The organism is Mycobacterium sp. Root265 (genome assembly GCF_001428895.1).
GTDB lineage: Bacteria > Actinomycetota > Actinomycetes > Mycobacteriales > Mycobacteriaceae > Mycobacterium.
This window is the reverse complement of the sequence record NZ_LMJA01000004.1, coordinates 50,557-62,236: the sequence shown is the minus strand read 5'-3', so window position 1 is coordinate 62,236 and position 11,680 is coordinate 50,557. Positions and strand designations below refer to the sequence as shown.

At 68.0% G+C, this 11,680-nt stretch carries 13 protein-coding genes; 6 read left to right on the top strand and 7 right to left on the bottom strand.

The genetic code is table 11. The annotated features are described in order from the left end of the window. The first annotated feature begins 100 nt into the window (after positions 1–100). From ASE48_RS06600 to ASE48_RS06585, 4 genes are all read left to right on the top strand, one after another. Complete coding sequence (locus tag ASE48_RS06600; RefSeq protein WP_057166259.1) at positions 101–1,171, top strand: iron-siderophore ABC transporter substrate-binding protein; 1,071 nt, start codon at positions 101–103, stop codon at positions 1,169–1,171. 9 nt (positions 1,172–1,180) lie between these two features. Continuing rightward, on the top strand, positions 1,181–1,456 hold the full coding sequence (locus ASE48_RS06595; RefSeq protein WP_057166258.1) for a YciI family protein: 276 nt from the start codon (positions 1,181–1,183) through the stop codon (positions 1,454–1,456). A 176-nt stretch (positions 1,457–1,632) separates the two neighbouring features. Beyond that, complete coding sequence (locus tag ASE48_RS06590) at positions 1,633–2,682, top strand: NAD(P)-dependent alcohol dehydrogenase (protein WP_057166257.1); 1,050 nt, start codon at positions 1,633–1,635, stop codon at positions 2,680–2,682. 77 nt (positions 2,683–2,759) lie between these two features. Beyond that, complete coding sequence (locus tag ASE48_RS06585; RefSeq protein WP_057166256.1) at positions 2,760–3,539, top strand: DUF6498-containing protein; 780 nt, start codon at positions 2,760–2,762, stop codon at positions 3,537–3,539. Positions 3,540–3,543: 4 nt separating this feature from the next. On the opposite strand, the gene ASE48_RS06580 is transcribed toward ASE48_RS06585, so the two are convergent. The 5 genes from ASE48_RS06580 to ASE48_RS06560 are packed head-to-tail and all read right to left on the bottom strand — an operon-like array spanning position 3,544 to position 8,613. Then, positions 3,544–3,864 carry a DUF3349 domain-containing protein gene (locus ASE48_RS06580; RefSeq protein ID WP_057166255.1) on the bottom strand — a complete coding sequence of 107 codons (321 nt, stop codon included), beginning with the start codon at positions 3,862–3,864 and terminating at the stop codon, positions 3,544–3,546. Between the two features lie 12 nt (positions 3,865–3,876). Continuing rightward, on the bottom strand, positions 3,877–4,854 hold the full coding sequence (locus ASE48_RS06575) for an FAD binding domain-containing protein (RefSeq protein WP_057166254.1): 978 nt from the start codon (positions 4,852–4,854) through the stop codon (positions 3,877–3,879). Next, positions 4,851–5,363 (bottom strand): (2Fe-2S)-binding protein, encoded by a 513-nt coding sequence (locus ASE48_RS06570; RefSeq protein ID WP_057166253.1) that lies wholly within the window; start codon positions 5,361–5,363, stop codon positions 4,851–4,853. Before ASE48_RS06570 ends, ASE48_RS06575 begins: the two co-directional genes overlap by 4 nt. Continuing rightward, positions 5,360–7,555, bottom strand: a complete 2,196-nt coding sequence (locus ASE48_RS06565; protein ID WP_057166252.1) for a xanthine dehydrogenase family protein molybdopterin-binding subunit — start codon at positions 7,553–7,555, stop codon at positions 5,360–5,362. The genes ASE48_RS06570 and ASE48_RS06565 overlap by 4 nt, the downstream gene beginning before the upstream one ends. Further along, positions 7,552–8,613 (bottom strand): cupin domain-containing protein, encoded by a 1,062-nt coding sequence (locus tag ASE48_RS06560; protein WP_057166251.1) that lies wholly within the window; start codon positions 8,611–8,613, stop codon positions 7,552–7,554. The genes ASE48_RS06565 and ASE48_RS06560 overlap by 4 nt, the downstream gene beginning before the upstream one ends. 212 nt (positions 8,614–8,825) lie before the next feature. Here ASE48_RS06560 and ASE48_RS06555 point away from each other — a divergent pair, with 212 nt between their 5' ends. Continuing rightward, the gene (locus tag ASE48_RS06555; RefSeq protein WP_057166250.1) at positions 8,826–9,479 is read left to right on the top strand and encodes a response regulator; all 654 of its coding nucleotides are present in this window, start codon (positions 8,826–8,828) and stop codon (positions 9,477–9,479) included. 4 nt (positions 9,480–9,483) lie between these two features. On the opposite strand, the gene ASE48_RS06550 is transcribed toward ASE48_RS06555, so the two are convergent. Continuing rightward, positions 9,484–9,837 carry a response regulator gene (locus ASE48_RS06550; protein WP_057166249.1) on the bottom strand — a complete coding sequence of 118 codons (354 nt, stop codon included), beginning with the start codon at positions 9,835–9,837 and terminating at the stop codon, positions 9,484–9,486. 93 nt (positions 9,838–9,930) lie between these two features. On the opposite strand from ASE48_RS06550, the gene ASE48_RS06545 reads away from it, so the two are divergent. Then, on the top strand, positions 9,931–11,433 hold the full coding sequence (locus tag ASE48_RS06545) for a GAF domain-containing sensor histidine kinase (protein WP_235570852.1): 1,503 nt from the start codon (positions 9,931–9,933) through the stop codon (positions 11,431–11,433). Here ASE48_RS06545 and ASE48_RS32610 read toward each other — a convergent pair. Continuing rightward, positions 11,423–11,596, bottom strand: a complete 174-nt coding sequence (locus ASE48_RS32610; RefSeq protein ID WP_156409086.1) for a hypothetical protein — start codon at positions 11,594–11,596, stop codon at positions 11,423–11,425. The two genes, ASE48_RS06545 and ASE48_RS32610, sit on opposite strands and share 11 nt — an antisense overlap. Positions 11,597–11,680: the final 84 nt, after the last annotated feature.

The following is an 11,680-nucleotide window of genomic DNA, read 5'->3' as shown; positions in this document are numbered from 1 at the left end:
CATCTCCGCCGGGCGCGGCATCGGTGTCCTACAAACTGTCGTATTCGAGCCCGAACGGTGCCTGACCGGCCGGAAACAGCCCGGTTGATACCCTCGGCCCGTGCCGTTACCCAGTGCGCGCAAAGGCCTGTTCGCCGCGGGTGTCGCAGTCACGTTCGCTCTGCTGACGGCGTGTGGGGCCGACGACACCGCACCCATCACCGAACCGGGCGCCCCCATCACCAGCACCACCCGGATAGCCAGCGCCGACGTGCTGGGCAACCACCGCAGGCCCGATGAATCGTGTGCCCCCGAACCGGCGCCCGCCCAGTCCCCCGATGAACCGCGCCGAGTGCGCAACGCCGGCGGCGTGGCGCCGGAAACCGAGGTGCGCGGCGATCCGCAACGCATCGTGGCGCTGTCGGATTCCGAGCTCGACGCGCTGTGCGCGCTGGGCCTGCAGAGCCGGGTGGTCGGCACCGCCGCGCCCCCGCCGTCCTACCTGGGCACCGTCCTGCACGACGCCCCCGCCTTCGGTCCGCGTGACGCACCTGACCTGGACGCCATCCGCACTGCCGCCCCGGACCTGATCCTCGGATCGGCGGACCAGACCCCGGATTCCTTCGCCGCGCTGACCGATATCGCGCCGACGGTGTTCACCGGCGGTGCCACCGACTGGCAGGACACCCTGCGCGCCGTGGCGGCAGCGACCGGGCGCCCCGGCGCCGCCGATGCGGTGCTCGACAATTTCGAGCGTGACGCCCGCGAGGCCGGCGAACGTGCCGACGCCACCCACTTCCAGGCCTCGGTCGTGCAATTCACCGAGACGTCCATGCGGGTGTACGGCGCGGCGAATTTCCCGGCCACCGTGCTGCGCGCGGTCGGCGTGGATCGCCCTGCCGCACAACGCTTCACGGATGTCCCCTACACCGAGGTGAGTACCGCCGACCTGTCCGGGGACACCGACCTGTCCGCGGCCGACGGCGACATCATCTACCTGTCCTTCGAGACGGCCGAAGCCAGGGAGCGGGCGGCCACCGTGCTCAACAGCGACGCCTGGCGCAAGCTGTCGGCCAACCGGGACGACCGGGTGTTCGCGGTGAACAACGAGGTCTGGCAGACGGGACAGGGAGTGGTCGCGGCCCGCGGCATCATCGAAGACCTGCGCTGGCTGAACGCGCCGATCAACTAGTCTTCGGGCGTGTTCCACGTACTCACGATCACCTATCTGCAGCCGCTCGACGTCATCGACCAGACCCGTCCGGCGCACCTGCAATGGTTGACCGACGAGGTCGCCGCCGGTCGCATCCTGCTGGCCGGCCGGGTGGAATCACAGGAGGGTGCGGTGCTGATCGCCGGGGACATGTCCGCCGCGGAGGCCGACGCCGTCGCCGCGAGCGACCCGTACACCCAGGCCGGCGTCGTGCGCTATGACCGGGTCAGCTTCAACGCCGGGTTCCGTGCGACCGGGCTATAACCCGATTCACAGCGTGAACCGGGATTAGCTCGGGTACTCCGTTCGTTGTGCTTCACAGGGCGCACAGCAGCGCCTGATTCTGTCGCCTTCACTACTGTCGGGTGAAGGTGCATGTATTCGCACGTGGACATGCCTTGCTGTCCATAAATACAAAACGCATGTAGAGGACTGAGAAAATGACTACGACCGTTTCCGCCATCGCCGCCACGTCGGCCACCGCACCGCTGACCAAGACGACCATCCAGCGCCGCGACGTCGGCCCGCACGACGTCGCGTTCGACATCAAGTTCGCCGGCATATGTCACAGCGACATCCACACCGTCAAGGCCGAGTGGGGCGAGCCCAACTACCCCGTCGTCGCCGGTCACGAGCTCGCGGGCATCGTGACCGAGGTCGGCTCCGAGGTCACCAAATTCAAGGTCGGCGATCACGTCGGGGTCGGCTGCTTCGTCGATTCCTGCCGTGAATGCGACCAGTGCAAGGCCGGCCTCGAGCAGTACTGCACCGGCGAGGGCGGCATGATCGGCACCTACAACGCCACCGGCAAGGACGGCACCCCCACCTACGGTGGCTACAGCCAGGCAACCGTGGTCGATGAGAACTACGTGCTGCGCATCCCCGACAGCATCCCGCTGGACAAGGCCGCTCCCCTGCTGTGCGCCGGCATCACCCTGTACTCCCCGCTGCACCACTGGGGCGCGGGTCCCGGCAAGAAAGTCGCCATCATCGGACTCGGCGGACTCGGCCACGTCGGCGTGAAGATCGCGCACGCGATGGGCGCCGACGTGACCGTGCTCAGCCAGTCGCTCAAGAAGATGGAGGACGGCCTGCGTCTCGGCGCGAACGAGTACTACGCCACCAGCGACCCGGACACCTTCACCAAGCTCGCGGGCAAGTTCGACCTGATCCTGAACACCGTGTCGGCCAACCTCGACATGGGTGCCTACATCGGGCTGCTCGCCATCGACGGCACCCTCGTCGAACTCGGCGCTCCCGAGCAGCCGCTGGAAGTTCCGTTCTTTCCCCTCGCGGGCGGCCGTCGCAGCCTGTCCGGTTCGATGATCGGTGGCATCGCCGAAACCCAGGAGATGCTGGACTTCTGCGCCGAGCACGGTGTCACGCCCGAGATCGAGGTCATCTCGGCGGACTACATCAACGAGGCCTACGAGCGGGTGCTCGCCAGCGATGTGCGGTACCGCTTCGTCATCGACACCGCCACGCTGTAACACCAACTGACAGCCACCGGGTATCGCCGCTGAGGCGATACCCGGTGTCTTGCGTTGCGGCGTGCGACGATCTGCGGGTGAACCGGATCCTGCACGTGCTGTCGGTGCTCGGGGTCATCGCGGTCCCCGTGGTCGGCTGGTTCACCCAGGACTGGTCCGGCGGAACCACACTGGCGGTCTACTGGTTCGAGACGCTGGCCGCCAGTCTGTTCATCGTGGCGCGTATCGCGCTGCACCGGCGGTGGTCACCGCGGCGCGGGCACTTCCGCTACAACGGGCCGGGCAACGAGGGTGGTGGCCGCAAGGCGCTGTCGACGTTCCTGTCCAGCTTCGCCGTCATCAGTCTGAGCTTCTGCGCAGCGCACGCGGTGTTCCTCGGCGCCATCCTCCTGCTACTCGACCACAACGGTGTCGGACATCTGGCCCAGGTCGATTGGCGCAGTGCCGGATTCGGCTGCCTGAGCGTGCTGGTCTTTCTGACGGTGGGCTTCGTGGTGGACCTCTTCAGCCTTCGGCGCTGGTCGTTCCGCCGGCTCGAGCAGACCGCCAGTCAGGTACTCAGCCGCGTCATGGTCGTGCATCTCACGCTGCTCATCGGTTTCGTCGCGATCGCCGTCACCGATGCCCCGGACACGTTCTTCGGGGTGTTCGTGGTGTTGAAGACCATGGCCTCGCTGAGTACCGCACTGCCCCAATGGGAACCGTCCCAGCCGCCCGAGTGGCTGAGCAATATTCTCAACCGGGTGCCCAGCGCCAAACCGGGTAAGCGGTTCGAGGAAGCCTGGGCCGACGAGCGCACCGAGGAGCGGCAGCGCCTCGAGGCCAACGAGCAGATGTGGACACCGGGTCGGCGCTAGCCGGCTACGGTCCGGCGAGGTCGGCGAGCGGCCACCCCGCGGCCGCCAATTTCGCCGCCACCCGGGCCGTGTTCTCCGGGCCCGCATCGTGGTTGGTGACCTCAGAGATCGACGCCTCGATACTGTCGCGGGTGATCGGGTCCTCGATATCGGCGGGCGCTGCGACCTCGGCGATATTGCGCACCACTTCTTGCACCTGTTCTTCGGTCAGCGGAGTCGCCCGCAGCAGCGCCAGCAGCGGCACCTGGTCCGGACCGGGCACCCCGTCGGGGTATCCGGCGCGTAACCAGTTCAAGATCGAAGCCATCAGATTCGTGACGGTCATGATGTGAGTGTCTCATTGGACCGCACGGCGCAGAGCCCGCATGACACTGTTTCGGGCCAGATCGACCTTGAAGCCGTTCTGCGCCAGCGGGGCCGCGCCCTCGGTGAGCAGTTCGGCCGCGGCACGAAATGCGGCATCGCCGGCCGGGGCGCCGACCAGGCGCGCTTCGGCCGCGGGCACCCGCCAGGGTTTGGCGGCGACACCACCGAGTGCCAGCGCGGCCGACACGATCTCACCGTCGATGACGTCGACACCGGCCGCCACCGACACCAAGGCGAACGCGTAGCTGTGCCGGTCGCGCACCTTGAGATACCAGCTGTGCGGGCCGAGGGTCGACGGCGGCAGCTCGATCTCGGTGATCAGTTCGGCCGCATGCAGCGTGTTGTCGCGTTCCGGCGAGTCCCCCGGCAACGCGAAGAACTCATCGATGCGCACCGACCGGGCACCGTCGGGCCCCCGGACGTGCACCCGGGCATCGAGCGCGGCCAGCGCGACCGCCATATCCGAGGGATGCACCGCCACACACGCCGCGCTGGCGCCGAACAGGGCGTGTTCCCGGTTGAAGCCCTGTTGCGCGGCGCAACCGGATCCCGGATCGCGCTTGTTGCAGTGGGCGAAGGACGGATCCATGAAATATGGGCACCGGGTGCGCTGCATGAGGTTTCCCCCGACGGTGGCCATGTTGCGGATCTGGGTGGTGGCACCGGACAGGATGGCCTGCGACAGCATCGGGTACTGCTGGCGGATCAACGGGTGGTTGGCCGCCGCGCTGTTGGTGGCCCCCGCCCCCACCAGCACACCACCATCCTCGGTCGGGGTGATGGCACGCAGGTCGAGGCGGCCGATGTCGACCAGTGCGCCAGGGCTTTCCACACCGAGCTTCATCAGATCGAGCAGGTTGGTGCCACCGGCGAAGTAGCGGGCACCCGCGGCGGCGCTACGCACCGCACCGTCGACCGTACCGGCGTGCTCGAAGGCAAAGGTTTTCATATCGCCGCGTCCTTGATCGCCGAGACGATGTTGGCGTAGGCGCCGCACCGACAGATGTTGCCGGCCATCCGTTCCCGGATCTCCTCGTCGGACAACTCTTCGGGTCCGTCGGTGACGCTGTGCCGGCACCCGTCGAACGATGCCGCGGACAGATCTCCGCGGGCGAATTCGCGCAGCACCGCGCGCGCCGAGGTGATCTGACCGGAAGTGCAGTAGCCGCACTGGAATCCGTCATGCCGGATGAAGGCGCACTGCACGTTGTCCAGGTCCCCACCGGCGCCCTCGATGGTTTCCACCGCGGCACCGTCGATCGAAGCGGCCAGCGTCAGACAACTGAGCACCCGTTCCCCGTCGACGGTTACCGTGCAGGCACCGCACAGCCCGTGATCGCAGCCCTTCTTGGTACCGGTGAGCCCGAGCCGTTCGCGCAGCAGGTCAAGCAATGTGGTGCGGATATCGGCGCACAACCGTTGTGGTGTGCCGTTGACGGTCAGGTGCAGATCGGTCATGATGCCGGCTCCGATTCGAAGGGCTGTAGCAGGGATTCCAGGGTGATGGGCAGATCACGCAGCCGCTTACCGGTGGCGTGGTACACCGCGTTGGCGATGGCCGCGGGCACTCCGCAGGTACCGATCTCGCCGATGCCGCGCACCCCGATGGGGTCGAGGCCGTAGTCCGGCACGTCGATGAAGGTGATGTCGAAGTCGGGGCGGTCGGCGTGTGTGGGCAGGTAGTACTCGCCGATGAGCTGGCCGGTGTGCTCGTCGTAGGGCACCTGTTCCAGCAGCGCCATACCCAGCCCGAAGGTGATACCACCCATGACCTGGTTGGCCGCCAGCTTCGGGTTCAGGACACGCCCGCAGTCCATCACCGCGGTCCATCGGGTCACGCTTGCCCGGCCGATCTCCTCGTCCACCTCGACCTCGCAGAAATGAGCGCCGAAAGATTGTGACAACGGACCGGTTTCGTCGGGTCCGGCACTGGTGACGGTGAACGTCAGGCGCTCGCACAGGTCGGGGTCGGCGCGCAGCGCGTCGCGCAGTTCGGCGGCCGAGGTCACCGTGCGACCCAACCGCTGCCGCCACTGCCGGCCGGCAAGTTCCACCGCGGATCCGACGGTGGCGGTGGTCTGCGAGGCACCGCTGTAGGGCGCGTCGGGAAACAACGAGTCACCGGATTCGAAGGTCACCGCCTCCAGCGGCATCCCGGCGGCATCCGCACCGACCTGCGCCATCACGGTGCGGACCCCGGTGCCGATCTCGTGAGTGGCCGCGGCGAACCGGATCTGCCCGTCCGGGGTGGTGACGACCCGGCACCCGGAAGCCATCCGGCGTCCCGGGTAGCTCGCGGTCGCCATCCCCCATCCCACCTGGATCCCGTTGCGGCGCATCGCGCGTGGCGCGGCCGGCCGTTGTGACCAGCCGAACCGTTCGGCACCCTGCAGGTAACAGTCCCGCAGGTGCTTACCGGACCAGGCCCGGCCGCTGGGCTGGTCGCAGGCCGGGTCGTTGTGCAGCCGCAGCGCGACGGGGTCGGTTCCGGTGGCCTCGGCGAGCTCGTCCATGGCCACTTCGAGGGCGAACATTCCCGGCGCCTCGCCCGGTCCGCGCATGAAACACGGTGTGGGTGCGTTGATCCGGGCGACCGTATGGGAGACGACCATCCGCGGGGACTCATAGAGGAAGCGGGCCGTGAGTCCGACAGGTTCGCAGAAGTGCGCCACCGTGGACGTCTCGGTGAGGGTGTGCTGTTCGGTGCTCAGCAGGCTGCCATCGGCTGCGGCCACCAGCACGACCTGCTGCTCGGTGCGGGGCCGGTGCCCGGTCGAGCTGAACATCTGGTTGCGGGTCAGCACCAGTTTGACAGGCCTGCCGACCTGCCGGGCGGCCACCGCGCACAGCACCACGTGCATCCACAGGAAGCTCTTGGATCCGAATGCGCCGCCGACCAGCGGGGACAGGATCCGCACCCGGTCCTCCGGGATGCCCAGATAGGCGGCCAGTGCCCGTCTTTCGCCGGTGATCCAGCGGGTGCTGTCGTGCACGGTGAGCATGTCGCCGTCCCAGTGCGCGACGGTCGCGGACAGTTCGATCGGATAGTGCGCGTTGATCGGTGTGGTGAACCGCGAGGCGATACGGATGCCATCGGGTTCGTCGGCGGCGCCTCGGCTGTCCTGCAGCTTCTCCTCGTCCAGCTTCACGAAATGATCCGGTCGGTAGGTGCCGTGGCGGATCTGCCCGTCCTTCTCGTCGGCGGGCACCGGCCTGCCCAGCACGTCCGCAGCGCTGAGCTGGGCGGGCTCGCCGAGGTAGTCGAAACTCATCAGCGACGCCGCTTCGGCGGCCTGCTCCGGGGTTTCGGCGATGACCACCGCAAGGTGCTGACCGACGTGTTGCACGCTCAGATCCGAGAGCGGCGGGCGGCGTTCCAGCGGCAGGTCCCAGGTCATGTCAACCGGAAGCACGTGCAGCGGTGGGCAGTTCAGTGGGGTCAGCACGTGCAGCACGCCCGGCGCTGCTGCCGCCGCGGCTGACGCCGCTGCCATGGATTCGGCGGTGACGTGGCCGTTGGCGATGGTGGACTGCACCAGCACCGCGTGCACGAGTCCGTCGATCACGGTGTCGGCGGCGTAGCGGGCCGCCCCGGTGACCTTGTCCCGGCCCTCGATGCGGTCGACGGGCCGGCCGGTGGCGGGTGTCATCGAGCGACGGTGTCGGTGTCGACGGGGTTGCACCGCGACACGATCAGCGGGTCGGCCGGGGTGAACGGGAACGCCGGCAGATCGTCGATGTGGGTGTCGAAGGCGGCGGCCAGCACCTCGCGGGAGTAGGCGCTCGCCGAGGCGCGGTAGCCGATATCGGCTGGGACGGGCTGGTCGAAGAAGATCAGGAAATGCCACGGATCAGTGCCGGTGTTCTCGATGTGGTGCGGGTAGGCGCGCGGAATGAAGTACATGTCCCCCGCGGTCAGGTTCCAGGTATCAAGCGTGCCATCGGGATTCATGATGGTCATCCGGGCGTCGCCGTGCTGGACATAGCCCATCTCGGCGGTCACCGGGTGCCAGTGCGGTTCCCGCATCCCGTTGTCGTTGACGCGCAGCGAGTACATCGAGATGTCCTTCAGGATCGGCCAGAACTGGTCGCGGGCGAAGCGCGCGTTGCCGCTGACATAGTTGAGGCCGGGTTCCTGCGCTTCGATGTCGAACTTGTGCGGATCGCCGAAGTAGGCCCCGGCCGGGATCACCGGGTCGCCGACGCGGGCGGCGATCTTGCGGTCGACGGTGCTGCGCCGGATCTTGGCCATATCCGAGGCGGGCAGGTCGTAGGTGTTGCCCAGCACTGCGTCGCTGAAAGCGCCGAGTGTGGCACCGAAACCGAAGTCCTCGGGCCGTTCACTGCGGAAGGCGACGATGAACTCGCACGCCTCGGTGCCGATGTTCTCGATGTGGTGCAGCGAGCCGGAGGCGGCGTGGAACATCTGGCCGGCGGTCACCACGAAGGTGGAGAACGTGCTGCCGTCGTCGAGGATGGAGACCAGGGCGGTCCCGGACACGCAGTAGGTGAGTTCGGTGGCGTTGGCGTGCCAGTGCGGGGTCCGCATCGCCCCGGGGTTGAGCACCAGCCGCTTCATGGACAGCCCACGCAGGATCGGGAAGTTGTCGGCGGTGATCCGGTGGATCGAGCCCAGCTCGGACTGTTCGACGTCATCGCTGTCGAACAGCGAGGTGGCGTGCGGGCTGCGGACGGGTGCTGCGGTCATGATGTGCTCTCCTCGGCTGGAGTCGATCTCGGTAGGTCCCAGCCTGGTATACGGCGGGGTGTGCTGTCGCCGCCGCTGGCCGCAATCGCCGGGGCGGACTTCTCGCAGGCCGCGCTACCGGCTAACCCCCATTCCGCATCGCATCCGCGCGCAAACCCCGCCCGGGTGCGACAATGCAGCCGCGCTGAATGGGTCGGCGCCGGAAGGACCGCATGGATGCCCTACGGGTGGTCATCGCCGACGATGACGTGCTGCTGCGCGAGGGTTTGGCCAGCCTGCTGCAGCGCGAAGGATTCGAGGTCATCGGACAGGCCGGCGACGCCGAGGAACTGCTGGGCCTCGTCCACGATCAGCGCCCGCATCTCGTCCTCACCGATATCCGGATGCCGCCGGGCCACAGCACCGAAGGCCTGGACGCCGCGCGGGTGATCCGCGAGCGCTCGCCGGAGACGGCGATCATGGTGCTGTCCGCCCACGTGGACGTCGACCACGCCATGGAACTGCTGGCGGGCGGCCAGAGCATCGGCTACCTGCTCAAGAGCAGGGTCACCGATGTGCACGATTTCGTGGACACCTTGCGCCGGGTCACCAACGGTGCGTCGGTCATCGACCCCGCGCTGGTGGCCGAGTTGGTGTCCGCACGCCGCCGCGACGATCCGCTCGCCGCGCTGAGCACGCGGGAACGCGAGGTGCTGACGTTGATGGCCGAGGGGCTGTCCAACGGCGGGATCGGGCGCCGGCTGTGGGTTACCGAGGGCACCGTCGAAAAACACGTGCGCAGCATCCTGACCAAGCTCGACCTCCCCGAAACCGGTGATGATCACCGCCGGGTACGGGCCGTCATCATGTATCTCGAAGCCCGCTGACCGCTCAGAGCAGGCCGCGGATCGCGTCTGCGGTGAGCGTGAGCTTGGGCAGGAATCCCCGGGCCGGGCTGGCCGCGACCAGGTCGGAGAAATCCTGCTCGTCGTGGGTCGAGGTGAGGATGACGGCGACATCGCCGTGTTCGTCGTGGAGCAGGCCGGCGACGTCGAACCCGCTGTCGGCACCGAGATCGACATCGACCAGGGCGACGTCGGGGTGTAGCTCCTCGGTCAGACGCACCGCCTCGGCGGCATCCGCAGCGGCGCCGACCACCGCGAAACCGCCGCGCTCCAGCATGGCGCGCGCGGCGTCCCGGAAGGCGGCGCTGTCGTCGACGATCAAGCAGCGCGGAACTCTCATGCATCCAGCTTGGCAGGGTGCGAAGGCGATGGCATTCCTGTTAACGGGAATCTTCGGGCGTCACCGGCCCCACCCGTCGCATACCATCTCCCGGTGAACTGGCAATCGCTGCCCAACCGGCTGCTGGCCCAGGTGGTGCGCCCGACCGCTCGGCCGTTGGGTGTGGGCATCGTCGTCGCGATCGTCTTCCTGATCGCCGAGATCGGCGCCGTGGTCGGGCTCAAGCAGGTGGCCCCGGAGAACGCGTTCGGCGCGGTACTGCTGCTGGGTGTGCTGGTGGTGTCCGCGGGCTGGGACTTCGGGTTGGCCATCGCGACCTCGCTGGCCAGCGCGGCCGTCTACGCCTACCTGCACCTGGAGGGTCGGGACAGCCTCGCGCCCGCGCTGGCGGTGTTCCTGACGCTCGCGTTGCTGACCAATGTGCTTGTCGGGCAAGCCCGGTTGCGTGCCGCCGAGGCCGAAGAGCGCAGGCGGGAGGCGGATCTGCTGGCCGCGCAGCAAGCCGCACTGCGCCGGGTGGCCACCCTGGTCGCGCGATCGGCCGACCTCGCCGAGGTGTACACGGTGGCTGTCGATGAGTTGGCCCACAGCTTGGCCGCCGATCACGTGACGCTGGTCCGTTTCGAGTCCGATGAGTGCGTGGTGCTGGCGGCGCGGGACCGGACCGAACAGGCCAACCCCGGACTGGTTGCCGGCGAGCGGTTTCCGCTGACCGGCGACAGCATCAGTGCCCGCATTCGCACGACCGGCCTGCCCGACCGTATCGATGATTATGCCGACGCATCGGGCCCGATCGCAGCCCGCCTGCAGGGCCTCGGGGTGCATTCCGGAGCCGGCACCCCGTTGATCGTCGACGGCGTTGTCCGCGGTGCGCTCCTGGTGGGAACGCATCAACCGCAGGCGATTTCGGCGCAATTCCAGGATCATATCGGCGACTTCGCCGACCTGGTGTCCACGGCGATCGCCAATGCCGAGACCCGCGCCGAGCTGACCGCGTCGCGGGCCCGCATCGTGGCCGCCTCCGATGAGGCCCGTCGCGGTTTCGAGCGCGATCTGCACGACGGCGCCCAGCAGCGGATCGTGTCGTTGAGCCTGGAGTTGCGCGCGATCGAGGCTGCCGCCGACGAGGCGTTGCGCACCGAGTTGTCGCAGGTGGTCACCGGTCTGGCGGAACTGCACACCGATCTGCAGGAGCTCTCTCGCGGTATGCACCCGGCGGTGCTGTCGCGTGGCGGCCTGCGACCCGCGCTGCGAGCCTTGGCGCGGCGTTCACCGATCCCCGTCGAACTCGACCTGCGGGTCGAGGGCAGGCTTCCCGAGTCCGTGGAGGTGGCCGCGTACTACGTCATCGCCGAAGCGTTGACCAACACGGCGAAATACGCCGGAGCGGACGTGGTGACGGTGTGTCTGTACGTCGAGGACGGCGTGCTGCACCTGTCGGTCACCGACGACGGCGTCGGTGGCGCCACAGCAGGCGTCGGGTCGGGGCTGATCGGTCTGCGGGACCGGGTGGAGGCGCTCTCAGGTGCGTTCGGGGTGACGAGCGCCCCGGGTGCGGGCACCACGCTGCGCGCAACGATCCCGGTCAGCTCCTGAACTGCAGGACCCGACACGCCTCGGAGTCGTTCTTGGCGACGGTCATCCGGCCGATGAAGGACGGGTGCCGGTGCTTGGCCTCGTTGATCGCTCGCAGGTTGCGGCGGGCCCGGCGCGTCGAGAGTTCGACGACATTGGTGTCGGCCATTGCGATCGTCGCCATGATGTCCTCCTAGGAGCGGCTTTCTCACCGTCTGTGTTCCAGACTCCGCTGCGGATCATTGAGGACCCTCAACAAAGGCCGTGA